The organism is Solibacillus sp. FSL K6-1554 (assembly GCF_038005185.1).
Taxonomy (GTDB): domain Bacteria; phylum Bacillota; class Bacilli; order Bacillales_A; family Planococcaceae; genus Solibacillus; species Solibacillus silvestris.
On record NZ_JBBOSS010000001.1, the window covers coordinates 2199318 to 2226073 of the forward strand.

Consider the following 26756-nt stretch of genomic DNA (forward strand, 5'->3'; position numbering starts at 1 on the left):
ATTGCCTAAACGAATAACCGCAATTATTGAACGTTTGTTCGCATTAATTAATCTATTATACTACGCTTTGCAGGGAAAATAATATGCAAAAAGAAGAAAATGGATATATTTTCATAGATATATCATTCTCCTTTCTGCAAGGCATAACACGCTGTAAACGAGACATCAGCCCCCTTCTCCTTTGGAATGAATTCTACCGGCGGTAATTCGCTCCTTCCAGATATGACCCTATAATTGAATAAAGCACTTTTCTTTTTTAAGAAAAATGCCAGATTGTTGAAGGTAGATTTTAAAGTCATTCCTTTTTTAATGGAAAAGATCATAAATTTTCATAAAAGCCATTATCAAGATTACAACCCAAAGTATTAATATTAGCGAGCCGACGATCCAATTCTTCGGCTTACCCATTTTCATCATTTCCTCTGCCTTTGCTTCACAGTCAGATATTACATCTTTTGGTATCATTTTTAATGCAATCATAACTCCTAATGGAACAACAATAATATCATCTAAATAGCCAAGTATTGGTATAAAATCAGGTATTAAATCTATTGGACTAAACGCGTATGCTACAATACATGCCGTAAAAATTTTAGCAGACAAGGGTACTCTTTTATCTTTGTAAGCAAAGTAAAGCACAAATATCTGTCGTTTTAAATTTTTCGCCCACGCTTTTATTTTTTTATACATTTTATCTCCTACTATCAACTAGAATTTTATTTTCATTATAACAAACCTCCTATTCCTTTAAGTACTTTCCTCCACAATATGGCCCGATTACTGAATAAGGCACGATTCCTAATTCAAGATGGTACGCACCCCAAAAGTTAGAATAAAAAACTACTCTTGAGGTGCGGTAACGAATTGCGCCCATTTGTGGAATAACGATTAGCTTCTATTAGTTGGTTTTGTAGAAAATCGATGTAATTCCTTTTTAGCAGTTTGAATATATTTTAAGCTGTTCGAGCTCAAATGGATTTCATGCATCACAAAAAGCAGACATGCTGAGTATGCCTGCTTTTAATGTACGGAGTTGGTACCCCATTATTTCATTATATGATTTAGTTCGATAGATTTTAAAATAATAACTTCCTTAAACTAAAAGCACCAGCTCTTAGTTAAGGAAGTGTATAGTTATATACTTACTCTAAAGGGAGAATTGCCTTAAGTCACAATTGATTCACTTACAATAATTACCTCGGCCCATTTCGATCTAAAATGGCGGATGTATTATCTTCATGTAAGTTGTTCAAAGTAGTTGTAGTACTATCCCTTGCATATACATCATCTTTCTGTAAAGGAATATCCGTAGTTTGAACTTCGGATGCCTGTGCTAATAATGCTTCGCTATCGTTTTTGGACATGCCAAATGCTTCACTTATTAGTTCGACTCCTGTCTTTCCATGATTCGCCTTCGAAACTTTCTTCCCCATATTCACACCTCCTCTATATAGAATGTGTGATGGTTCATTATTTATGTAAAAAATCTAGGAGGTTTCATTTGCCAATCATCTGATTTTGAAGAAGCTTAAATTTGTAATTAAAAAATTAAACAGCTACTGCAGCTTCCCTAGTATATCCAGAATTCCGTTAAAATATAGCTTTAAAAAATATTAGAATTCTTATTAGAAAAACTATGATCAAGGGGTAACCAAACACCAAATTACATCTGTAAAATTAACTTTTGATCTTAATTTTTATTACTAAACATTTTCATTTCTATTTTCTTCATTCCTTTATTTTCCTCCGAATTTTCCATCCCTAATTGCTTTTTTATATCGTCGAAAATTGGTTTGAAAAAAATTGACACATATATTAGAAAAAGCTAATATGTTGGTATTAAACGTATTCGTTTCCACTAATATTTAGGAGGGATTTTTTGAAAATTATAGATGTTGACATGAAAGTTAAATTAATTCATGGATTTTCCAACAAGACGAGGATTCAAATTCTTGAAAGTATAAAGGTTAAAGAAAAAACAGTTTCACAAATTGTAGAAGAAATTAATGGAAATCAGTCAAATATCTCACAACACCTCGCTTGTTTAAAAGGCTGTGGAATTATTGTGGGCCGAAACGAAGGAAAATACATTTACTACAGCTTACGAAATCAACAGATAAGTGATTTATTAAGCATGTTTGATGCTGTTCTTGAAGATGTTGAAAATGATATCTCATGTTGTGATCGTCAGATAGATTAGGAGGAGTTTACATTGGCTAAAGAAAGCTGTTGTTCAAACAATAGTTCAAAAACAGTAGAAGCTAGTAGTTGTAGTGAAGCACCGACTGAACAAGCTAATACGAGTTGTTCGAGCGCACTTGAACAACAGTCAAATAAGTCTGATTTAGCATCTTTATTATCTTTAGAAATAATGTCATATCGTGTTTATGGTATGGATTGTGGCGCATGTGCCGCAACTATTGAAAAGGGCTTGAGTAAACTTAAGGATATAGAGGAAGTTAAGGTTAATTTTAGCACGGGGAAAATGCAGGTTTCCGCAACTACTGCCGAAGCATTACTTCCAATAGAAAAAGAAATTAAAAAACTGGGCTTTTCCGCAGAATCTTTAAACCAAAAAGATAATATAAAAACATTTAATATTGGTGGGATGGATTGTAGTAGTTGTGCAAAGAGTATCGAAAATCATATAAATACCCTTCCATCGGTTAAACGTGTAAACGTCAATTTCTCTACAGGAAAAATGAAAATTGAACATTCGAATAGTGTACAGGAGATTATTTCAGAGGTTTCGAAAATTGGTTATCAAGCATCATTAATAGGAAATAACCAACAGCACCCCGTAGAACAAGAAAGCAAAAAATTTAACGACAATACTTACGTAGTTTTGTCTGGTGTATTATTGGGATTTGGATTTATCGGATCATTTACTGGATTACCTCCTTTACTATCGACCATTCTGTATGCTATTGCAATGGTGATTAGTGGCGCTAAACCTGTTAGAAGCGCTTTCTATGCAATTAAAAGCCGCTCATTGGATATGAATGTACTCATGTCTGCTGCAGCTATTGGTGCTGCTATTATCGGCGAATGGTTTGAAGGTGCAACCGTTGTTTGGTTATTTGCTATAGGGAACTATCTGCAAAACCGCTCAATTGAACGTACGCGAAATTCAATTCGAAATTTGATGGATTTAGCTCCTGCAGAAGCATGGATTAAAGAAGGAACTAAAATCTCGAAAGTATCGGTCGAAGAAGTTAGCGTTGGTGATATTATAGTTGTAAAACCAGGCGAAAAAATCTCGCTCGATGGTGAAATCATTCTTGGAGAATCTAGTATTAATCAAGCCCCCATTACAGGAGAATCAATTCCAGTTGATAAAACGATTGGTGATGCTGTCTATGCGGGAACGATTAACGAACACGGTTCCCTTGATATTAAGGTAACGAAGTTAGCTGAAGATACGACGATATCAAAAATTATTCAATTAGTCGAAGAGGCACAAGAGAAAAAGGCACCAACAGAAGCCTTTGTTGATAAATTTGCAAGTATCTATACACCGATTGTATTCATTGTGGCAATAGTCATGATTGTACTTCCACCACTACTGGGTCTTGGCGCTTGGGGGGAATGGTTTTATAAAGGTTTAGAACTACTTGTTGTTGCTTGTCCTTGTGCTTTAGTTATTTCTACTCCCGTTGCCATCGTATCAGCAATTGGAAACGCGGCGAAGAATGGTGTTTTGATTAAAGGCGGAACGTTCCTTGAAAAAGCAGGTGCAATCACTGCCATTGCATTCGACAAAACTGGTACATTGACTGAAGGGAAACCGAAAGTAACTGAAATAAAAACCTTCAACGATTCAGAAGAGGAATTACTTTCAATTGCACTCACGCTAGAAGAATATTCAACACACCCTATTGCAAAATCAATCGTAAATCATGCGAATGACAAAGGAATCATATCGAAAAATGGTGATTCATTTAAGAGTATTGTAGGGAAAGGTGTTCAAGCGACGATTCAAGAAGAAACCTATTACGCTGGAAATCTAAAACTATTCGAAGATCTCCAGGTTTCCTTAGAAAATGTGTTTGTTCATGTTCAAGAAATCCAAAGTAAAGGTAAATCTGTTGTAATCATCGGAACCCAACAAAGGATCATGGGGATTATTGCAGTTTCTGATACAATCCGAGAAACATCTGCAAATGCCTTAAACGCACTAAAACAAAGCGGCGTTAAGCAAACAGTCATGTTGACAGGAGATAATGCAGGAACAGCAAAATTGATTGCATCCGAATCGAATATTAACCGATATTTTGCAGAATTATTACCCGAGGACAAAGTAAATGCGGTTAGGCAATTACAAAATGAAGGTCATAAAGTAGCAATGGTTGGTGACGGAATAAATGATGCTCCTGCACTCGCAACAGCTGATTTAGGTATTGCAATGGGCGGCGCCGGAACGGATACTGCTATGGAGACGGCTGATATTATTTTAATGGCTGATAATCTTGAAAAACTACCACATACAATGAAGTTAAGTAAAAAAGCGTTAAGGATTATTAAACAAAATATTTGGTTCTCTATCATCATTAAAGTCGCAGCTCTAGCATTAATCTTCCCTGGATATCTTACACTCTGGATGGCTGTATTAAGTGATACTGGCGCTGCTTTAATTGTAATATTAAATTCAATCAGATTACTTAAATTTAAAGGCTAAAACAAAAAAGAGGTGCTTCTAAATAAGAGGCATCTCTTTTTACATTAAAGTGTCGCTTTTAATTGTTAAATTGGAGGTGCAGTTTTTATATGGCCATCTATTTACAACAAGATTTGTAATATTTTCGAGTGGGCAATATTTGACATAAATTATTGGGAAATTTTTTTATATCCCTAAAATTTGTATTACATTTTAAATATCCGTATATTCCCGCTCAAACCTAAATCTTAGCTTGAAAATTATTATTTTTTATCTGCTGGTGTTAGATACTTCATTCCTAATATACGTTTCATCTCCTCGCTCACCCAGTTTCGTAAAGCAATGTTCCCATAGCTTCTTATTTCATCGTATCCCCTAAACAATATAAAATAGTAGGTCATAAAGTCATCAGATTTTTGCTTTTCAATTTTACACCCTTGCTTATATAAAAAATCCCTTAACTTTTTAAATTCATGAAACGTTTCATTGATTTTGGAATCATACCATTCTTCCACTACGTCCCTCATTTTTAGTTCAGATATGCATTCTCTATCCCGCTCCAGTGTTTTTAAAAATAATTCTAATACAATGTACCGGTGAATATCATCGCTAAGCTTCATGAATTCTTTATGCATTTAGTACACTCGCTTTACTGACAACTGGATATATTGTTCGTTTAGGTGGAAAAATAAAATTGTTCTTTACCGCCAAGTCGTTTTTGTTTATATAAATAATTTCTTTGATATGGTTAAGTTGCATCGCTTTACTCAGTTTCTTTCTCAACTTAATTTCCCCCAATCGTTATTCTTCACCTATTTGTAAGTGATTTTCGTTCAATATCGTCATAAAGTTTTATCACTATCTATTCTATACAAGAACACTTGTTTGTATACTTGATACAAAATTAAAATAGCTCATTAAACTGGATTTAACTTGTAATAATGAGTTTAACCTTTGAATTTTTATGACTGAAGGAATCTGGCTGAAGGAAAAACTTTCAACTGAATATTGAGTATTTTTCATAGCTGTTTAAGCCATTCTAACTTTTGTTAAGGAGGTGAGCAGCTGTGGAAAATAATAACCTTAATATTAAACGTCAGCGAAATAACAATATCAATAAGAACAATAATAATGAATTTGAATTCGGTGAAGATTTTAACTTCGACAATTTAAATGATCAAAATCAAATTAACCGAAATAACAACACCAACAACTATAACTTTAACGAGAAAAACAAAAACAAAAACAACAATAAATAACAATATATTTACAGTCACCCTTTAGGGCTGATTATAACAATTCATACAACTAACTTGATGCATTAACAAAGTAGCCCTTTACCAGAAGTTTACTGGTAAAGGGCTACTATTTATTCAAATCATTTAGTTAAATCTCTCAATGTAATGATTAGGCCTGAAAAAGTGCACTATTATTACTGTCCAGATTACTGATAGTAATTAAATACTATTGCCTTTGATATGAAAATATCTTAAACATAAGGACCTTGACTTTACCCATTACTGCTTCCCTTCACTTCTTCGCCGGCTTCTTTGACTTTCCCGCCGATGTCTTTTAAATCAGTTGTAGCTTCTTTGGCATGGGAAAGAATTTCACTTGACTCGTCCTTTACCATAGTAACTGGAAGAATAATGTTCTCGTTTACTTTTTCGTAAAGTTTTTGAGCATCACTTATTGCTTCTTTTAAGACGGAAGAAGCAGATTTCAGTCGCTCCTGCAAGTCATCCTTTACTTCTGTAGGATTGTTTTTAACCTGGCTGTACATATCCATTGTCGTATCTTTCATATTTTTGGTTGTCTCAGTTACTTTATTTCTTGTATTTGAGTCAAGCATTGAAAGCGCACCACCAATAACTGCCCCTATTATCATCCCTCTTAAAAGCTTACCATTATTATCATTTTCAGTTGTTGTCGATAAATTATTATACGAAGTTTGTGTCATAATGAATGCTCCTTTTTGTTTGAATTTGATTTGTTAACTTATACCTTAGTTGCCCGATATTTTTTTCATTCAAACTATTTAAGCTAATTCTTTTTTAGCTATTCGAACAAGCATTAACAATTTAGAAGATCCTTTTTCTTTACCAACTTTCTTTCTCAGAATAAAAAGCGGCAACCCATAAGCCCTATAGGGTGTCGATAAAATTTGTTGATGCTAGCCTTTACATAAAGGTAAAAGTGAGGTTTGTCGAATATAATAAAATACTGTTTAGAGGAGAAACACTTTTATGGATAAAAAAACTCTTTTAAATGAATATTTGATGTTACAGTCAAAATGTCTATAACTTTCATCGATTATCTAAACGGAGGCAAGTTGATCTTTCTTGTATGCCATTTAATGATAGCCTGTTAAATTACTTTGGACTGGACTCACGGTTTTTATCGGTTTGAAGTAACACTTTCCTTGTTAAAATTCACTGGTTGCTGGTTAGAAAATTCATGAAAAGGAGAAATAAAATGAAAACGAAATGGCTTTTGAGTAGTAGCGCAGTATTGATGGGTTTATTGGGATTGGCAGGAACCTTTATTCCAGAAGAAATTTCAAATATATTAGGGATTGACCCTTTACCTATTACTCTAATTCTGCTGCAAATTATCGGAGGACTATATTTAGGGTTTGCAATGTTAAATTGGTTTACACGTTCTGCCCTGATCGGGGGCATCTATAACAAACCTGTCATATTGGGAAATCTGATGCATTGCGTCGTTGTCTTTTTTGCCCTAATTCGGCAGTTGGCAGAGCAGTTTCATTTTATATTCGCTATTTTGACATTAGTTTATCTGGGGTTTGCTGTCTGGTTTACATTAGTTATGCGCTCTAATCCTTTAAGCAATCAATCAAAAAGTCTGTCTAACACATAATAAAACGGGTATTACAGGTATCTATAATACATCGCATATTTATACTTTTGGTACACAAAATTATTTTTTGTGCTGATTTAAAAAATCTCATTTGTTATGTATTAATTTTATTGTCAATCAAATCTAAATTTCATTATGTAAAAATAAACTATATGAAGTAATTAGTCGGTTGGTGGTATCCTTAATACGAAGTTAGACTACTCAACGCCAAAATAATTTGGTCGCCAAGTAGCCTAAATAAAAGTAATTTATGTTTAAAGTTGAATAAATTGTTGTGTCCAATAGTAACCATTTTCAACAAAACCTACACCAATATGCGTGTAATTTGCATTCATGATGTTTTGACGGTGTCCTGGTGATTCCATCCAGGCTTGTACCACTTGTTGTGGTGTTCTTTGACCTTGTGCAATATTTTCTCCTGCAGAACGGTATGAAATTCCTGCAGATTTAATTTGATCAAATGGGCTTCCGTAAGTTGGGCTAGTATGTGAAAAATAATTATTTTTCGCCATATCTTCTGATTTTGCCTGAGCTACTTCCATTAAAGGAGAATGCATTTCAAGCGGTTTTAGTCCTTCTTTTGCACGTTCTGCATTTGTTAAATCTACTACTTGTTTCTCGAATTCAGAAACCGATTGACTAACATTGTTAGAAGGTGTTTTTACAGGTGCCTCTACTTGTTGGTTTTTCGAGTTTGAAGGTGCTTTTGTATTATTGTTATTTGTAACCGGAGTAGCTTTTTCTTTTGCAGGTGTTTGAGGTGCCTTAACCTCTTTTTCTACTTTTTTATTAGTAGATTCTTTTTGTGTTTCTTTATTAGTATTAGTGTTTTCTTTATTAGTTGTAGCCTTTTCTTTATGCACTACTTTGCCTTCTTCAACTACTTTATTATCTTTAGAGTTATTAATAGTTTTGTTAATTAAACTTTTAAATTTATTTAAATCGAACTCTCCATTTGATAAGGCGATTGGATCGATTATTTTTAAACCAAAACCTTGAATGTTATCCCCTTTAATAACCTGGGCATTTTGAGGATTTGAAACACTCTTCACCTCTATATTTAAACTTGCTGCATCTGCTGCAATAATAGATGTTGCAAATAATGTCGCTGCACATAATGATGTTGCTAACCATTTTTTATTCATTTTGTATTCCTCCTCTACGACACCAATGTTACAGTACAAAAGTTGTAATAAAGGGCCCATAAACTGGGAGGAGTAACAATTCACTACTAAACTCCGTTAAATCAAAGGTTTAATAACTAATAATTTCATAAAATCATCCAACCTAAAATTATACTACCACTGAAAAACTATTGACAGATTTTAAGCTTATTAAATTAGCGCTTTACTATTACATTTGTTACAAAACAATTACAAAATAGTGTAGTGAGCTGAATCTTTTTTTATAACCGTTACAGAATGCTTAAAAAGGAAGAATCCTGAATACAGGTTCCTTCCTTTTTGTTTATTAAAAGAACAAAAATAATGCGTAATCCTCAATATCAGCAGTCAATATTTTATACTCTTACAGCACTATTACTAAATTCCGTTACAATATACGTTCCCGTTGTATTAAAATTACTCATTTCCTCGAATATATTCGTTACATCCGATAATGCAATTTCTGCAGTGATCATTTTCCCCGGTGTAATTTTCCCTTGCTTAACTAAAGGAAGCAACGATTCAAAACGATGATTTGGCATCCCCAATGTCCCGATAAATTGGATTTCTTGCATGACCATTTGATCGATAGGTAAAGCAACTTTTCCGCCTTCCACTTTTGTCGTTACACCTATTTGCAGATGACGACCTCGTTTCGCCAGGCTATTGATTCCATTTAAACAAGTATCGGCAATACCTAATGCATCAATTGAAACGTTCGCACCACCACCAGTAATTTCTCTTACCGCTTCTACTGGATCTACTTCTTTACTGTTAATGACAATGTGTGCACCCATTTCTTTTGCAAGTTCTAAATTCTTAGGGTTGATGTCGACGCCAATTACCGTAGCACCAATGGATGAGGCGATATTAATAGCGTTAAGCCCAACACCACCACACCCATAAACGACTACCCATTCACCAGGCGCCACATTTGCTCGATCAACAATACCATGGAAAGCAGTCATTAAACGACAACCTAATGCTGCACCATCCAAGAAGCTAATTTCTTCTGGTAAATGGATGATATTTCGATCTCCTAATGGTACTCCCACATATTCTGCATAGCCGCCATCATAAGTGGAACCAGGAATAAATGAAGTGTTGCAAAGGTTTGAATGCCCTTGTTGGCAATATGGACAAGTACCGTCACTGCCGGAGAATGGTACGATTACGTTATCGCCCTTTTTAAAGTTCTTTACATTTTTCCCTACTTCTTCGACTATCCCTGTAAATTCATGTCCTAATATTTTTTGTGTGATTGGAATGTCCCCGGCCCAATAGTGCCAGTCACTACGACAAACACCATTTGCTTTTACTTTGACGATGACACCATTTTCATCGACTGTTGGGTCCGCTACCTCTTGAACAAATGCTTTTTTTACACCCTCTATTACTAATGCTTTCATTTGTGTACACCCCTTATCCTAATTTAATGGCAACACTTTTTACTTTTGTATACGCTTCAATCCCTGCTAATCCCAATTCAGAACCAACCCCACTTTGTTTAAATCCTGTAAGTGGGATATTATCATCCGTTAAATAATATTCGTTGACCCAAACGGAACCTGCATCTAATGATTCAATCATTGTGTGCGCTGTTTGTAAGTTTGTTGTCCATACACCGGAAGCCAGTCCATATTCTGTTGAATTGGCACGTTGAATCACTTCCTCAATCGAATCAAATGGCAGGATGCATAGTACTGGACCAAAAATTTCTTCATAAACTGCCTGGCAATTTTCATCAAGTCCTTCGATAATCGTCGGAAGATAGAAGTTGCCTTTTTCTAATTCTGGATTTTCAGGTCGTTTGCCACCTGTTAAAATATTGGCACCATCTTTTCTTGCTTGTTCAACATATTTTTCAACCGTTTCAACTTGTGCTTTTGAAACGAGTGGTCCCATTTGAGCGTTCGGATCTAATGGGTCCCCTAATACAAAGCTTTCGGCAATTTCCACAAGTTTTTCTTTTACTTCATCATATACAGAACGTTCCACATATAATCGTGATCCTGCCGCGCATACTTGCCCGGTGTTCATCAGAATAGCGGTAATGGCACCAGGAACCGCTTTATTTAAATCCGCATCTGCGAAAATAATATTTGGTGACTTGCCACCTAGCTCAAGAGTAATTTTTTTCAATGAATCGGAAGCTTTCTCCATAATCCGTTTGCCGACAACTGTCGAACCAGTGAAACCAATTTTATCGATATCCGGATGAGATGTAATGGCTTCACCAAGTTTGCCGCCTGCACCCGTTACAATATTTACAACACCAGGTGGGAATCCAGCTTGCTCTACTAACTTACCAATATACAATGTAGATAAAGACGTTTGTTGGGCAGGTTTTAATACAACGGTATTCCCTGCTGCAAGAGGTGCTGCTAATTTCCAGCATGCAACTAATGCCGGGAAGTTCCATGAAGTAATTTGTCCACATACACCAAGTGGTTCACGCTTTGTATACGCATGAATATTGCCGCCACCCGTTAATTCGACTGTCTCTCCATAAAGTTTTGTAGCCCAACCAGCATAATAACGCAAATGATGAACTGCATTTTGCGCAAAGCCCCCTGCTACAGCGATTGTCCCACCGTATTCAAGCGAATCCAGTTGTGTAATTTCTTCCAAGTTTTCCTCCACTAAGTCAGCTAATTTGTTTAATAGTCGAGCGCGTTCCCTCGGTGCCGTTTTTTTCCATCCACCTTCAAATGCACGTCTTGCTGCTTTTACTGCAAGATCAACGTCTTGTTCATCTCCTTCGTAAACTTTGGCTAAGACTTCATTTGTTGTTGGATTAATGGATTCATAGAGAGTCCCATTAACTGCAGGAACCCACTTCCCATCGATAAACATTTCTTTAGTACCCTTCAGAAACACTTGCACTTTTTCATTGATCAATAAAGTAGTATTCACCATTCATACTCCCCCTGTTTATGCTTTAATTTCTTCGTACTGTAATTGGTAACCTTTATAACCATGTTCAGCGACTTCATTGCAAAGTTGACGATAATTATCTAAACCATTTAAGTAAATTAAGAAGTCACGCGATTTCCCATCGATATTAGAACCTGTATACCAGGATTCCGTTTTAGTAAACAATGTACCATTGGCAATTTCTGTACATTGTTTACTCCACTGCATTTCCGCTTCTACTGTTGGCTCAATTGTTTTCACATTGTGTTCTCTTAAATAGTTCAGACAATCCGAAATCCATTCCACGTGTTGTTCGATTGCTGTTGGTACATTTGTTAAAACCGATGGACTTTGTGGACCAGTAATCGTGAAAAAGTTTGGAAATCCTGCTAGCCCAAGCCCTAAATATGTTTCAACTTTTGCCCCATTTTCCCATTTTTCCTGAAGCGATACGCCATTGCGTCCTCTAATATCAAGTTTTAATAAAGTACCTGTCATCGCATCGTAACCTGTAGCAAATACGATAATGTCTAGTGGATATTCTTTTTCTGTAGTCTGTATACCGTTTTCTGTAATACACTCAATTGGCTGTTGTCGTAAGTTCACTAATGTAACATGGTCCTGGTTATACGTATCATGATAATTTGTATCTAAAATTGGACGTTTCGTTGAGTAATAGTAATATGGAAGCAGATGTTCGACTACATCAGATTTTTTCACTTTTTCACGAATCTTGCCTCGAAGGAATTCCGAAACCAACTCATTTGACTTTGGATCAATGACAATATCATAGAAGGCATTATTTAAAATCATGCCTCCTTTTTCCCAAGCATCTTCTAAAATTGCGATACGCTCTTCTTCTGGTGTATCTACTACTGATTTTGTCGATCTTGGAATGGGTAATCCAGAAGGAGAATTTAACATAATTTCTCGCGCATCTATGAACGCTTCTTTAAATTGAGCGATTTCTTCTTCTGTAAATTGACGATTCCGTGTTGGAACGGAATACTGTGGGGTACGTTGGAATACATATACTTCCTTCGCTTCTTCGGCAATTACAGGAATAGATTGCACACCACTTGAGCCTGTCCCGATCACGCCGACACGCTTTCCTTTTAAGTCGACTGGTGTATGTGGCCAATTCCCTGTGTGATAGCTCTCCCCTTTAAAGCTTTCGCGACCTTGGAAATTCGGAATACTTGAAGTTGATAAACATCCAACGCCCGAAATCAAGTAAGTAGCTGTAAACTCTTCTCCTTGTGCTGTTGTGACAAGCCACTTCGTTTGATCCTCATCCCAAATAGCGGACTTTACTTCTGTATTAAATTGCATTTCTTTTTTCACGTCTAACTCATCAGCAACAAAGTTTAAATAGCTTAAAATTTCATCTTGAGCTGCAAAACGTGATGACCATGACCATTTTTTATATAGTTCCTCTGAGAAAATGTAATTGTAATAAATACTATCAGAGTCGCAACGAGCACCTGGATAACGTGCTAAAAACCATACCCCTCCAACACCAGCTGCTTTTTCGAGCGTTTTAACCGTGAAACCTTCTTCCCGTAACTTATATGTCATATAAATTCCAGAAAAACCAGCACCAATAACGATTGCATCAACATGATTTGCCATAAGCATGATCCCCCTTTGTTTATGCTTATTTATAAAGGAAATGAGGAAGTTTTATACTCCATGAATTCCCATAATCTCGTTTTAAGCTTTTTGTGCGACTTTGTTTATGAAATTGACAATTAGTTGTGCCGTTTGTCTCGTTTCATCCGCAAAGAAATCCATGTTACTGTAATAACCATGAACAACACCCGGGATTAATTCATACTGAACGTTCACACCGTCTTGTTTTAATTTTTCTGCATAAGCGACCCCTTCGTCTTTTAACACATCATTTTCTGCAGCAATAATAATTGCAGGAGGTAATCCCTTTACAGAATCATATTTTAAAGGAGAAACATCTGGCTCATTGTATAGTTTTTCGTTTCCAACATAGTGAATGCCAAACCATTTCATAAGATCGCGATCAAGTCCGAACCCTTGAGCAAATTCATTATATGAATCTGTGTCAAATTCTAAGTTCGTTACTGGATAAATAAGAACTTGAGATTGGATTGCGGGCCCATTATTATCCAATGCTTTTTTTGCAATAACAGTAGATAGATTTCCTCCTGCACTATCGCCCCCAACTGAAATTTTTGCTGGATCTACATTGATATCCGTTGCATGTTCGAATACCCATTCAAGTGCAGCGTAACAATCTTCAATTGGAGTTGGATAAGATTTTTCCGGTGCTAAACGGTAATCAACCGATACGACAACAGCATTAGCTTCTGTAGCAACGAAACGGTTTGCAGCTTCAAACATCTCAACAGCACCAATTACCCAGCCACCGCCGTGATAGTATACAAGTGCCGGGAAGGGACCCTCTCCTTCTGGTGTATAAATACGAAGTCTAATTTCTTCACCATCTTTTGCTTTAATAAAACGATCTTCTGTTTGATGAATGCTTGGTAGATTATTTTGAGGGGGTACTGGAGATTGTGCCATAATTGCCTTTAATTCCACCGGATTAAACGATTCCATTTTCGGCCCACTGTAAAAGCTCTCTAAATATTGTTTTGCTTGTTCAGTTAAATTTGCCATTATAATTCCTCCCTTTTCTAACATAAAAATTTAAGACACTTTTATTTTATTCGCTGCTCGGTTTAATAGATATTCCTACTTTTAGGGAAAATAATATATACTTTTGGGCGAAGAATGGATTTTTTATGATTTTTCGGAGTATGGGAAGCATATATAAAACTAATAAACCGTTTTTATATAAAAGGGGTGCTCTTTTTGGTGATTGAAAGGAATACTTGGGAACAAAACTTAGCTAAAATTAATTCCGTAGAAAACGTAGATAGAAAAATTAAAATGATAATAGAATGTTTCCTATCGACCTTTTCAATAGAAGAAACAATGCTTTTCCGATATTCTCCCATTGATCATTTAGCGGAAGGTATTGTTTGTGCTAATACAAATGAATTTAAATGTATTTCATCCATTCGTGATGATGTAACTACGATTCCAGCCATTTTTGAGGCAATCCAAAAGAAAAGTGCGCAATATTTTGAAAGCAATGATTTTCATTTAAATATCCCAAGAAAATATATTATCGCTGAAAACCAAAATTCACTCTTGGTTGTACCGATTACTTTTAATCATGTAGTTGTTGGATACTTTTTGGGTACCCATTTCCATAAAAACTTTGACCCTCAATTATTAATGGAAGCAAATTTATTTAGTAGTCAAGTAGGAGAAATGTTATTTAATCATCCATGCTATGTAGAAAACAATGAAATCAAACTATCCAAAAGAGAATTTGAGGTCATGAAATGCGTTGCGTTTGGCTATAGTTCAAAACAAATCGCCCACCTATTAGAAATTAGTGAAACGACCATTAAACAATATATTAAAAGTGTCATGTCAAAAACAAATACGTCAAATCGAACACATGCAGTGGCGTTTTTATTCCAAAAGAGGATTTTGACTTAGACAATTAGATTTTAATGAACGAACAATTCTCATATCCATTTTTGAAAATAAGGTCTTTGGTGCGCCAATTTCTTATATATTTAAAGTTAATGAGCCAAGCGAAGTACTGAAACCGTTTGTATTCGGTTTTTTAACTCTGATACTATCATAAAGTAAAATTCCAGAACCTGGAGATCTACCTATCACGTAATATTGGAGCCAATTCCACCTCAGCCCCTTCAAAGGGCTGAGGCTGAAACAGTTAGAGAGGGCAAGTTTAGTTATTATAATGGAGAAGGTGCAGCAGGTTCAGACGGAGAAAACCTACAATTTATGATTGTGCCGTCGGATTTAACTATCGATATCTTTAAAAAGGGACGACTACTTCCTCTAGCCTAAATCTGTTACCCTATTTCATTGGGATTATTGTGTGTTATTAGTCGATACGTTTAATGATTCATATCTTAAATGTTTGAATTAAACATTGCTCACCATCAATTAATTCTTGTTTTTCATTAATGTTAATGTTTAATTCAATATATAAATTTCTCCAAAATGAAACAGCACGTTTATTTTCAATAACTTGTATCACAAAATATTGTCCTTGTTTCGCTTCAAATAATTTTGCTGCGGCTTGTGCTGCTACTCCTTTCCCCTTGTACTTATTAATTATAAAAAAATCATTTATCACTAAATCATTCTCCTCAGTCAAAAACGGCCGTTCCAATAGTAAGATAAAACCTATAATACTCCCCTCCAATTTAATAAAATACGGTGAAATTCCATCAATGTCCCAGAATTTATCCAGGCTTTCATATTTGAAAGAACCGTCTATTCCAAGGTCAATCATTGAAGAGAACTTTGAAAGATCATGTAGATACAATGAGTAAAGGTTTCTTAAAATAGTTTTTTCTGATTCTAAAATTGGCACTAAAGAAATTGGCATTTTGTAAAAACTCCTTCCCTATTTCTATTATTTTTGTACTCATGAAAGTAAATCAATAAAAACAGCCCAACAAATAATTACATTTACGATTCTATTTATAATTTTGATAAAGTCTCATGGTTTATTAATGAGATTCCTTCAACGTCACATCGTATTTTATAAAAGTCTAAAATTAATGGATGAGTGTCCTCGATGCTAAAGTTCAATTTTTTTATCCTTCTTTTGCCTAGCCTTCTATCCAGCATTGCATATGCCCGTATTATTATAATTTCGGAATTTAATGCTTCATCAATGGTCAAAGAACTATATTTCATAAAAGATCGATAAAAATGATAACTGTTAAAAATATTTTGGTTTATCATCCATTTTTCTACATTATCAGATGCTGTTAATAATTCTTGTCGTTCAGGAGAATTGAACATTACATGCCAATTTTCGTTGAATGGAATGTCTTTTAGGTTTTCTTCCTTTTTTATCTTATGATATAATTCTTCGTGTTTTTTTTCATAAGTAATATCAGATGCACTTATAATTTCTTTGTTATCAAATGTAATCCAGACTCTGCTTGGACTATCATGAAATTTCCGATATACAGTTGCGTATATTTTGATTCTTCCTTGTAACTTATCACTGAGAAAACTTTCAAGTAATGATTTAGTCTTACTCCATTGCATATCAGTCAATCCTTTCTTCAAGTAATCAAGAATCCGCTTCAATGACAGGTGAATTACCGGCACCTCGGACATCAATTAAAAATACTTGATAATGTTTCGTGAATGAAGAAGCAAACCAATTACCATTTTTATAAAAAGCCATGGAATAATGCGTTATACAAGTGGCTGACCGCTTCCCTTTACAAAATATCCAAAAGTCCCACTAGGTGTTTCAATTAATTTTTGTTCCCAAATCATTGACACATCCTCTTGCTCTTGTTTCAGATTGTAATATTCTAACAAACTCATTATACACTTTTGAAATTTTTTATAAGAGAATTCCCACAGCTTCGTATATTAACAATTTATAATAGAATATTAGTCAACAATCTGACCCTTTCCTTATTCAAGGAAAGGGTCAGATTGTTGAAGTCGTTTTTCTAAATCTCCAAAATTCATTCTAGGGAATTGATTTTGCGACTAAGTTCTGTTTCCTCTAATTTCAACATAGAATTGCCATGATGCATATTCTTTTATAGGAGGTAAATGTTTGTCTGAACCATTTGAATTCAGGATTACTGCTGACGAAATTCCTGAACCGATTCGGGAAGACGGAGCCGGTGCGACAGATCCTGGGCCACGTGATATTTTACGCGCATTAGAAAATCCAAATATGCTTGTACCACCTGAAACAGATGCGGGAACGGTGCCGAATCTACGCTTTTCTTTTTCCGATACACATATGACTTTAAAATATGGTGGCTGGTCGAGACAAATTTCGATGCGTGAGCTGCCAGTTGCGACAACGATTGCTGGCGTTAATATGCGTTTAACTCCTGGCGGTGTAAGAGAGTTACATTGGCATAAAGAGGTGGAATTTTGTTTTATGACCGTAGGAAGAGCAAGAATTACCGCGGTCGATCAGAATGGAAAAAACTTTATTGCCGATGTAGGAGTGGGTGATTTATGGTATTTTCCTCCAGGAATTCCCCATTCCTTTCAAGGACTTGAAGAGGGCTGTGAATTTTTATTAATGTTTGACAATGGTATGTTTTCAGATTTAGATACGTTCACAATTTCCGACTGGTTTGCCCATACCCCTAAAGAGGTTCTATCGTCCAATTTTGGGGTACCTGAGAGTGCCTTCCGAAATATTCCTAGGCAGGAAAAATATATTTATCAAGGAGAGGTTCCAGGACCTATTGAAGAAGTTGCAATTCCAGATCCGTTCGGTACAAGAAATTTTACACATAGTTTGCTTGGTCAGGAGCCAATTCTTTCACCAGGAGGATCAGTTCGTATTGCAGATTCAACAAATTTCCCAGTTGCACAGGATATGTCAATTGCACTTGTTGAAATTCTACCAGGAGCTATGAGGGAATTACACTGGCATCCAAATAATGATGAATTCCAATATTTCTTGTCTGGTCAAGGCCGGATGACAGCATACGCCGCTAACGGGGTTGCTCGAACTTTTGATGTGAGGGCAGGAGATGTAGGCTACATCCCTTTTTGTTATGGACATTATATTCAGAACACAGGCAATGAAACCCTATGGTATATAGAAGTATTTAAAAGTCCCAACTATGCGGATATTTCATTAACACAATGGATGGCGCTGGTCCCTAAACAAATCGTTAGTAGCAACTTAAATGTAGGACCAGAATTAATGGACTCGTTACGTAAAGAGAAATGGGCTGTTGTTAAATTCCCAGGGTATACTTATCAAGATACTGAATAGCCAAATAAAATACGTGAAAGAAAATTTTTTTACCTCTAATTTATTAAGCTGTAAATGGATATTCAATTTATACAAATAACTGATCTTTCGAGACATTGCTAAAAGCCTATAAGCATTGATATATCAATGTTTGTAGGCTCTTTTTTTATTGAATGGCACAACTACTTTCTAAAAAATTGCATCTGAACAAGCTTTTTTTCAAATTCTTATAATATTTCCTCTGTTCTATCTAACCATTCGTTTACTAAAGAACTAAATAGTTGAGGCTGTTCAATTTGTAAATTATGGCCTGCAATATCTAATATTGCAAATGACCCTCTTGGATAATAATCCATTATGTTAATTGCATCTTTGTAACCAACAGAAGAATCTTGTTTTCCTAAAAGAAATAAACTGGGTCTGTTAAAAATAGTCCGATTAACATTAAATGAAAATTCGTATTTGTTCTTAATCTTTGCCAAAAACTGTGCATCTGCAAGCTTACACCCAGCTAAAATCTCTTTGTTATAACGTATCCAATTATATTCATCCAGTACAACTTGATTGCTGCTAAAGTCGACTAATTCTACTTTCGACAATTTTTTGATAAATTCATCATCTCTTCTTAATATTCTATTTTTCTCAATCGTTCTAACGTCTTGCTGAGGAATGATAACAGGGCAAATAAATGCCGCTCCAATTATTCGTTCCTTTTGAATTCTAATAAGTCCACTTGCTAAATAGCCACCATAAGATTCTCCTACAATTATGTATTCTTGATTTGGAAGTACAGCTTCGATAAAATCAGTAAGCGTATTTAACATATCATCAGAGCTACTTATATCGTTATAATTCTTTGTTAACCCCATTCCAGGTAGGTCAATATAAATCCTTCGCCATCCTTCTCTTAAAGTAAATATTGGCTCCATACAACCACTCATTAGTCTGTGATCAGGTGTAAATCCGTGTATCATTAAAATAGGTTTACCTTCACCTATATCTTCATAATAAATCTCTGCCTGACGAACTTTACAATACGGCACTGCTTCCCCCTCTTTCCTCTATCTTTGACCCATACTGCATTTGAATATATCCATTTTTTTAGACTGTTATCTTTTTTATTATAGTAACTAAAAATGCAAGAATAAATACGATAAGACTATTTATTTGTAAGTAACCGGCAAGATTCAAACCGTAAAATATCGCAAAGGCATCCTTAATAATAAATAAAAATAGTGCTATTCCTAATCCACCAAATAAAATACACCTGCTAGTAGTAGCTACTGATTAATCAAATTGTCATTATGCCTTCTTGCACCATCCCTGATTTACTCATAATATTTCCAGAAGCAGGATTATCTGTTTTATGTGCTGCATAAATTTCATGTATGTTCATGTACCATTATAACAAATTGAATATCATACCTCACAGTTACCAGTGGAATTGTAAAAATCATACAAATCGATTTCTCCAATTAGTTCATCACTTGCTTTCAATTCGATTCCCCAATAACAAAACTCCCTCGTTTTATATTACACCATTTATTACCAAATATTTATAAATAGCTCTCAATAATATGAAGATCCTTTAATAAAAAAAATAAAAGAGCACCGAAGGAAATATTATTCCAAACGGTGCTTTAGTTTTCTTTAATAGATTGTGCTATCTTACTTCTTTTTTTATCCATTTTACTCAACAAAATACTCCGACTTATGTATTATATATATCTCGAAATTAACTCGTCTGTTTATGAGCATCTTCAAATTCACGGCTCAAAATTTCTTTAACATCCAATGGCTTGAAAGACGGAACTTCCTTGCTACTTTTAGTCAGCTCTTTATGGATGGCTAATAGCACTTCTTCATTCGCTACGATGCCAAATAAGCTCTCACGCTTAATCTCACCTGTTGTATAGATTGATAGGTCATCGTAAACTACGAAATCGATGTAGCGAACAACATTGAGGAAGCTGCCCCCATGTGTCATACCAATTCGTAATGGATCCTTTAAAGAAATGATTTTATTTTTAAAACCAAACTGGATGCCCCCAGCTGGAATATAAATGATTTTGTTTTTATCTGTTTCTACGATTTTTTCAACTTTTAAAAATTCAAGTTTCATCTTTACTCCCCCTATATTACATCTAACATATACCCTATTTTCGCAATTACTAATACGGTCGGCCATAAAGTTTTCAATTTATGCTCGTTTTTGCCATATAAACATCACTCAAGGAGAATATAGATAATAAAAAATACAAATAATAGGTAAAAATGAAGAAGTTAATCTTGTATCTATTAATGCAGTATAAAATAAGTAATTTTGTAAAAGCTTATCTAAAGATGGAATGTTCGTTAGAAGCAAAATTGTAGCTACCGAAAAAGAATAAAAGGAGAGATTGCGATTCGAGCGAAGAGTGACGTATAGTGAAACGTTTGTTTGATATTAAACGGATGTTGTTGGTCATTATGGTATTAAATCTCATTGATGGCATTTGTACAGCTTGGGGACTCAGCAACGAATGGATTGAAGAAGCAAATCCCCTGTTGAGTTCACTTTCGCCCTTAATGATTCTCGGCACAAAAGTTATCTTATCTGGGCTAATTTGGTTATTATGGAAGTCAAATTTCCCTACAAGGTTAACAAATGTTTGGCGTATAGTCCTTTCTTTCGTTATGTTCTTATATAGCGGAATATTCGTTCTACACATTACCTGGATAACAATGTTGTTGTAAAAAAGCAGAATTGGTTCTGCTTTTTTATTTTGGCTAGCCATAATAAGACCTCCTATACCTTTCTTCTTAATCGCCAATTCCACTTTGATTTGTTATAACAAAAACATAATAGAAATACCCAGTATCCTATTTACAAATTTCGACAATTCCAAAAAATAACTTCATTATAAAAAAGCGAAATTTTAACTAAAACCTAAACCTAGTGAAATATATACAGATAGCTCACGAGACTTTATTCCCCCTCAAATTTATCGATTAATTAGTCGAAAATAACATTTTGATTACTTTATTTTTTAAATGTTTAAACCACTAATTCTCTAACTCAATTAAAATACTGAACATTCCAACAAATTAACCGATGAATATTTGTCACCTTTTCCTACTTAAGAATAACAATTAACTATTAGTTAAGTGAACAAAAAGTCCCTCTTACAACCTAAAATAAAAAATTAACCTTTAGACCTATTGCCCTTTTTATAGGTTAAACTAATCTTTTTTCGCAATGGGAGATATGATTTATTATTTTTACGAAATCTCAGTAATCAGCTTAACCTTACTATTACCGATTTCCATAATTGTCCAACTATGTCTCATTGCCCTCTTTCCCCTTAAAAAAATAGTCAATTAACTTCAAAAAATTTTTCATCTAAAATTTTCGACATAATACGATAAACAAACCTTTTTCGATAATCTAACATAGTACTTACATCTAGAGAATTTAAGTTCACAAATTAGTAATTTCTACCCTAAAAAGCATAAAGAAAGGAGGAAAGGTTGTTCTTAAAGTACAACCTACAGCTTCAAATTACTATTAGAGGTACAAAGTGAATTCAAAATCGAAGGAGGAATACAAATGAGGAAGAAAAAAAATTCTAAAAAAGCACTTAGTATTTTTGCTACTGCAGCGATGACATTTTCTTTATTGACACCAGGTGTTGCTAGCGCACAAACAACTTCCAATCAACTCTATGAATCATTTAGAGATTCGAGTTCGAGCGGTACTTTTAGTTCTGCACGCGAAAAATTGAATAAACGCTTACTTGAAAATTTCAAAGAGGAGAACAAAGTAACGTTCTTAGTCAAATTTAAAGATAAGGCGAATTCTACCGTAGTTGCTAAGGCTGCTCGCCAAAAGGCGGATGAATCAAACTTATCTGCTCTAAATGCAAAGTTGATTCAACGTTCTGCTGTTGTCTCTGAATTAAAGGCGACTTCTATTGAATCTCAACAATCAGTAATGCAATTCCTTGATCAAGAAGCGGCTAGTGGCAATGCAACAGATATTACATCCTTTTATATCGTAAATGCAATTGCTGTTACAGCAACTCAGGAAGTGGCAGAAAAAATCGCTACATTCGAAGAAGTGGAGAAAATTTTACCTAATGAAACACGTCAGCTCTTTACAACCAAAACTGAAAATGCTGTAACCCCAAATGCAGAAGTTGCAAACGTTGAGTGGAATATTGAACGGGTCAATGCACCTGAAGTTTGGGAAATGGGCATAGATGGTTCAGGTACAGTAGTTGCAAGTATTGATACGGGCGTTCAATGGGATCATCCAGCTTTAAAAGAAAAATACCGCGGCTATAACAAAGCCACTGGAGAAGTTTCTCATGATTATAGCTGGTATGATTCGACTTCAGCAGGAAGAGCTACTCCATATGACGACGTAGACCATGGGACACATGTTACTGGTACAATGGTCGGTAGTGAACAAAATGGCTCAAATCAAATTGGGGTTGCACCAGGGGCGAAATATATTGCTGTTAAAGCTTTCACTGCAAGCGGTGGAACAGATGCCGATCTATTAGAGGCAGCTCAATGGATTTTAACACCTACAGATGCTAACGGAAACCCGCGCGTTGATATGGCGCCAGATGTCGTGAATAACTCTTGGGGCGGTGGGGCTGGATTAGACGAATGGTACCGTGATGTTGTTATTAACTGGCGTGCAGCAGAAATCTTCCCCGAATTCTCTGCAGGTAATACAACGTTCACAAATCCAGGTGGAGCTGGATCTGTTGCTGCACCAGCCAACTATCCGGAATCATTTGCTACAGGCGCAACGGACATTAATAACTTAGTTGGTAATTTCTCTCTACGTGGTCCTTCCCCTTATGCTGAAACTAAACCAGACATTTCTGCTCCTGGTGTTAACATTCGTTCATCTGTTCCGGGTGGAGGTTATGAAGGTGGTTGGAATGGTACATCGATGGCCGGTCCTGCTGTATCAGGTGTGGCTGCCCTCTTACGTCAAGTGAATGCAAATTTAACAGTAGATGAAATGGAACAGATTCTTCTAGACACTGCTAATCCATTAACAGATAGTCAATACCCTACTACGCCTAACCATGGATATGGTTATGGATTAGTGGACGCATATGAAGCTGTTTCTTCAATTATTTCAGGATTAGGTACACTTGAAGGTCAAGTCACAAAAGCAGGAACTGATATTGAAGCACCTCAATTCGATCATACAGCCCCACATGAAACTTATGCTGGGATGGATTTAAATTTAACTGTTGCAGTAAGTGATAATATTAGTGTTTCCTCAGTATTACTTAACTACAAAGATGAAAATAATACGTGGCAACAAATCCCGGCTGGACGTAAATCGGGCGATCATAAAGCTGGTGAATTCGCTGTTGTTATACCGGGCGAATTAATCTCTGGTAATTCATTTACGTACAAATGGACAATTAATGACTTTGGTAACAATGAAGTAAATAGTGATGAATACATTGTAGAAGTAAAACCAGGGATCACTGTTGGTTATTCTGAAAACTTTGAAACTCAACCGATTGGCTGGTACTCATTTGGTACGAATGATAGCTGGGACTGGGGTGTACCAACATCTGGTCCAGGAAATGCTGCCTCAGGTGAAAAGGTGTATGCAACAAACTTATCTGGCACATATGCAAACAGCATGAACGCGACACTTGTTGCGCCTCCAATTGACCTGCCTGAAGGAAACTCATATTTACAATTTAAACATTGGCATAACTTTGAACAAGCTAGTTCTGGTAGAGCGTATGATTATGGACATGTATTCGTGTCAACAGACCAAGAAAACTGGACACAATTATTAATGGTTCAAGGTATATCAAATAGTTGGTTAGACGCAGAGGTTGATTTATCAGACTATGCTGGACAACGTATCTATATTGGTTTCAATGCATTTTCAGATTCTAGTGTACAACGAGATGGCTGGTATATTGATGATGTGGCATTAGCTAGCGTATCTCAAACTGGGAAAGTTTCTAAAGGTAAAAACAATAATAATGGCAACGGAAATGGTAAAGGAAATGACAACGGCAATAAAGGAAATACCAATGGGAACAATGGCAACAACGGTAATAATGGCAATATAGGTAACGGGAAAGAAAAAGATGCATTAAAAGAAGCTGTAGATCCAACGACTATTAAACCTGATGTACTTTCTAAAGTTGAGGCACCTGAGATTGAAGTAATCAACAATCCAACACTTCTTCCATTAGGAGCTCAAGTAAGTGTCCTAGAATCAGGACGTTCGGTATATTCAAGTCCAGCTGATGGTTCATACAAACTCACACATGGTACGGGCACATTTAATGTAAAAGCAGAGGCTTACGGTTTCACATCTGAAGTACAAACAGTCACAATTGAGGCGGATAGCACTTCTACTGCGAATTTCACATTAGATGAAATTGAACAAAATACAATAAGCGGTACAATTACTGACGAATCAACAGGAGATGCGATTGAAGGTGCAACAGTTATTTTAGTTGAAGACGCAAATATCACACCTGTCCAAACAGATGCTAACGGTAACTTTGCCCTTACAGCATATGTAGGTTCGTACACACTTAAAGTAATTGCTCGCGGATACCATGGAAAAGAAATCCCTGTTTCTCTTACAGGTGAATTATCACCTCTAAGCATTTCTCTTGAACCTTTCTACACATATCCAGGTGGAGAAATTGGCTATGATGATGGCACTCCTGAAAATGCACGCGCATTCAATGCGGCTGGAAATGCATGGGCAGTAAAAATGTCTCTTCCTGAAGGTAAAGAAAACGGTATTGTAACAGATGGTGTATTCCGTTTTTGGACAACTGAATGGCCTAACCCAGGTGGAACTGCCTTTGCAGTTGAAGTTTGGGATGCTACCGGTGCAGACGGTACGCCAGGTAAACAATTAGCTGGTCCGATTAATGCAACGGCTCTTCGAAATGGTGAATGGACAGTAGTAGACCTTACAGAACATAATATTGTTGTCAATGATGACTTCTATATGGTTTACCGCCAAACAGTTGCAAACCCGAACACTCCAGGTCTTGCAACGGATGAAGATGGCAAAAATGCAACAAGAAGCTATCAGCATGTATCAGGTGCATGGTCTACAGCTCCTGCAAGCGAAGGAAACTATATGATTCGCGCACGCGTTAGCTATGAAGTAGTTGGCCCAATAATCACTTCTCCAGTGACAAATTCAATTACAAATGAGCCTGAAACAACAATTACTGGAACAGCCTCTCCAACAACAACTATTGAGTTAAAACAAAATGGCGAAGTAGTTACATCATCAGTAGTTAGAGACGATGGCAAATTTGAAATTAAAGCAAACCTAGTTGAAGGCGTTAATGAATTTTCAGTTCTTTCAAAATTAGATGGTCGAGTAACAGGTGAATCGACTCCGATTTTAGTGACTTTAGATACAATAGCTCCTGAACTAACAATCGACAAACCAGCTAATGGTGAAAAAGTCAATCGTGAAACTGTTACTGTAGAAGGTTTAATTACAGATGAAAATATTGACACAGTTACTGTTAATGGCTTAAATGCTACGATCAGCGACGGAAAATATTCAAAACGCGTTATTCTTGATAATGGAGCGAATGAAATCACAGTAGTAGCTACAGACAAAGCTGGCAACAGTGTTTCTAAGACAGTTACTGTAACTGCTGATTTCGATGCACCAATCATTTCAAACTTAAAACCAGCTACAGACATTACCATTACAACGGGTAGAACAGTTAAAATTGAGTTTGATAGTGAGCCAGGATTAAAACCTACTTTTGTAATCCATATGCCATTAACAAACGTAGTTCAAAATGCAACTGAATTACCAATGATGGAACAAGGAAATGGTCATTATGTAGGCTACTGGACAGTCCCTGCTGATACTGTTGCAAACGGAGCAGTTATTGAAGTAATTGCAATCGATGACTTTAATAACGAAACTCGTCAAAAAGCTGCCGGTAAATTATATATTAATTTACCAGTAATTACAGAAGGAGCTGGCGATGCCGCTGCTGAGGAACAATCTTCTAAAGAGGAAGAATTAACAGAAACACCGAATTTAAAAGATGCAGACTTAACAGTGACACCTTAATAAAAAATGAAAATATCCCAAATTTAAACCTTTAAAGCTACACCCCGAAAGTTAGAATAAAAACTAACTTTCGGGGTGTTTTCTTTGACAAAATATTTACAAAGGTTAATTAGAGACTAAAGCATTTCTTCAGTATAATATTCTTTTGTAGCTATATTTATAATCCCATAGTTGAGAAAAATA

The 26756-nt window shown here is 35.6% G+C and carries 21 protein-coding genes; 7 read left to right on the forward strand and 14 right to left on the reverse strand.

The window, feature by feature from the left end; all coding sequences use genetic code 11:
- Positions 1-306: 306 nt before the first annotated feature.
- Together MHB58_RS10795 and MHB58_RS10800 are read right to left on the reverse strand one after the other, a co-directional pair.
- The gene (locus tag MHB58_RS10795) at positions 307-690 is read right to left on the reverse strand and encodes a YkvA family protein (protein WP_340735184.1); all 384 of its coding nucleotides are present in this window, start codon (positions 688-690) and stop codon (positions 307-309) included.
- Positions 691-1193: 503 nt separating this feature from the next.
- A complete protein-coding gene (locus MHB58_RS10800) occupies positions 1194-1433 on the reverse strand; it encodes a cAMP-binding protein (protein WP_065215824.1) in 240 nt (79 codons plus the stop codon).
- A 446-nt stretch (positions 1434-1879) separates the two neighbouring features.
- Between MHB58_RS10800 and MHB58_RS10805 the strand changes: the two genes are divergently transcribed.
- Positions 1880-2200, forward strand: a complete 321-nt coding sequence (locus MHB58_RS10805; protein ID WP_065215823.1) for an ArsR/SmtB family transcription factor — start codon at positions 1880-1882, stop codon at positions 2198-2200.
- A 12-nt stretch (positions 2201-2212) separates the two neighbouring features.
- Positions 2213-4678, forward strand: a complete 2466-nt coding sequence (locus MHB58_RS10810) for a heavy metal translocating P-type ATPase (protein WP_340735185.1) — start codon at positions 2213-2215, stop codon at positions 4676-4678.
- Positions 4679-4920: 242 nt separating this feature from the next.
- On the opposite strand, the gene MHB58_RS10815 is transcribed toward MHB58_RS10810, so the two are convergent.
- A complete protein-coding gene (locus MHB58_RS10815) occupies positions 4921-5172 on the reverse strand; it encodes a hypothetical protein (protein ID WP_231918642.1) in 252 nt (83 codons plus the stop codon).
- A gap of 552 nt (positions 5173-5724) precedes the next feature.
- Here MHB58_RS10815 and MHB58_RS10820 point away from each other — a divergent pair.
- Complete coding sequence (locus MHB58_RS10820) at positions 5725-5916, forward strand: hypothetical protein (RefSeq protein WP_014823638.1); 192 nt, start codon at positions 5725-5727, stop codon at positions 5914-5916.
- A 251-nt stretch (positions 5917-6167) separates the two neighbouring features.
- Here MHB58_RS10820 and MHB58_RS10825 read toward each other — a convergent pair whose 3' ends face one another.
- Positions 6168-6617 carry a YtxH domain-containing protein gene (locus MHB58_RS10825; protein ID WP_014823637.1) on the reverse strand — a complete coding sequence of 150 codons (450 nt, stop codon included), beginning with the start codon at positions 6615-6617 and terminating at the stop codon, positions 6168-6170.
- A 515-nt stretch (positions 6618-7132) separates the two neighbouring features.
- On the opposite strand from MHB58_RS10825, the gene MHB58_RS10830 reads away from it, so the two are divergent.
- Positions 7133-7537 (forward strand): hypothetical protein, encoded by a 405-nt coding sequence (locus MHB58_RS10830; protein ID WP_014823636.1) that lies wholly within the window; start codon positions 7133-7135, stop codon positions 7535-7537.
- A gap of 254 nt (positions 7538-7791) precedes the next feature.
- On the opposite strand, the gene MHB58_RS10835 is transcribed toward MHB58_RS10830, so the two are convergent.
- The 5 genes from MHB58_RS10835 to MHB58_RS10855 form a co-directional block, all read right to left on the reverse strand.
- Positions 7792-8682 carry a CAP domain-containing protein gene (locus MHB58_RS10835; protein ID WP_014823635.1) on the reverse strand — a complete coding sequence of 297 codons (891 nt, stop codon included), beginning with the start codon at positions 8680-8682 and terminating at the stop codon, positions 7792-7794.
- Between the two features lie 374 nt (positions 8683-9056).
- The gene (locus tag MHB58_RS10840; RefSeq protein ID WP_014823634.1) at positions 9057-10109 is read right to left on the reverse strand and encodes a zinc-binding dehydrogenase; all 1053 of its coding nucleotides are present in this window, start codon (positions 10107-10109) and stop codon (positions 9057-9059) included.
- A gap of 13 nt (positions 10110-10122) precedes the next feature.
- The gene (locus MHB58_RS10845; RefSeq protein WP_014823633.1) at positions 10123-11619 is read right to left on the reverse strand and encodes an aldehyde dehydrogenase family protein; all 1497 of its coding nucleotides are present in this window, start codon (positions 11617-11619) and stop codon (positions 10123-10125) included.
- A gap of 15 nt (positions 11620-11634) precedes the next feature.
- The gene (locus tag MHB58_RS10850) at positions 11635-13248 is read right to left on the reverse strand and encodes a flavin-containing monooxygenase (RefSeq protein WP_340735186.1); all 1614 of its coding nucleotides are present in this window, start codon (positions 13246-13248) and stop codon (positions 11635-11637) included.
- An 81-nt stretch (positions 13249-13329) separates the two neighbouring features.
- On the reverse strand, positions 13330-14271 hold the full coding sequence (locus MHB58_RS10855; protein ID WP_340735187.1) for an alpha/beta hydrolase: 942 nt from the start codon (positions 14269-14271) through the stop codon (positions 13330-13332).
- Between the two features lie 198 nt (positions 14272-14469).
- Between MHB58_RS10855 and MHB58_RS10860 the strand changes: the two genes are divergently transcribed.
- Complete coding sequence (locus MHB58_RS10860; RefSeq protein WP_231918660.1) at positions 14470-15165, forward strand: response regulator transcription factor; 696 nt, start codon at positions 14470-14472, stop codon at positions 15163-15165.
- Between the two features lie 436 nt (positions 15166-15601).
- Here the strand turns inward: MHB58_RS10860 and MHB58_RS10865 are convergent, their stop codons facing one another.
- Together MHB58_RS10865 and MHB58_RS10870 are read right to left on the reverse strand one after the other, a co-directional pair.
- Complete coding sequence (locus tag MHB58_RS10865; protein WP_014823629.1) at positions 15602-16090, reverse strand: GNAT family N-acetyltransferase; 489 nt, start codon at positions 16088-16090, stop codon at positions 15602-15604.
- Between the two features lie 95 nt (positions 16091-16185).
- The gene (locus MHB58_RS10870; protein ID WP_014823628.1) at positions 16186-16764 is read right to left on the reverse strand and encodes an SF0329 family protein; all 579 of its coding nucleotides are present in this window, start codon (positions 16762-16764) and stop codon (positions 16186-16188) included.
- A 529-nt stretch (positions 16765-17293) separates the two neighbouring features.
- Between MHB58_RS10870 and MHB58_RS10875 the strand changes: the two genes are divergently transcribed.
- Entirely contained in the window at positions 17294-18484 is a 1191-nt protein-coding gene (locus MHB58_RS10875; protein WP_340735188.1) for a cupin domain-containing protein, read from the forward strand.
- A 206-nt stretch (positions 18485-18690) separates the two neighbouring features.
- On the opposite strand, the gene MHB58_RS10880 is transcribed toward MHB58_RS10875, so the two are convergent.
- The 3 genes from MHB58_RS10880 to MHB58_RS10890 all read right to left on the reverse strand — a co-directional run bounded on the left by MHB58_RS10880 (position 18691) and on the right by MHB58_RS10890 (position 21240).
- Positions 18691-19506, reverse strand: a complete 816-nt coding sequence (locus tag MHB58_RS10880; protein ID WP_340735189.1) for an alpha/beta fold hydrolase — start codon at positions 19504-19506, stop codon at positions 18691-18693.
- Between the two features lie 692 nt (positions 19507-20198).
- Positions 20199-20585, reverse strand: a complete 387-nt coding sequence (locus MHB58_RS10885; RefSeq protein ID WP_014823626.1) for a hypothetical protein — start codon at positions 20583-20585, stop codon at positions 20199-20201.
- Between the two features lie 211 nt (positions 20586-20796).
- Complete coding sequence (locus MHB58_RS10890) at positions 20797-21240, reverse strand: hypothetical protein (protein WP_041865733.1); 444 nt, start codon at positions 21238-21240, stop codon at positions 20797-20799.
- An 812-nt stretch (positions 21241-22052) separates the two neighbouring features.
- Here MHB58_RS10890 and MHB58_RS10895 point away from each other — a divergent pair.
- Positions 22053-26573, forward strand: a complete 4521-nt coding sequence (locus tag MHB58_RS10895) for a S8 family serine peptidase (RefSeq protein WP_340735190.1) — start codon at positions 22053-22055, stop codon at positions 26571-26573.
- Positions 26574-26756: the final 183 nt, after the last annotated feature.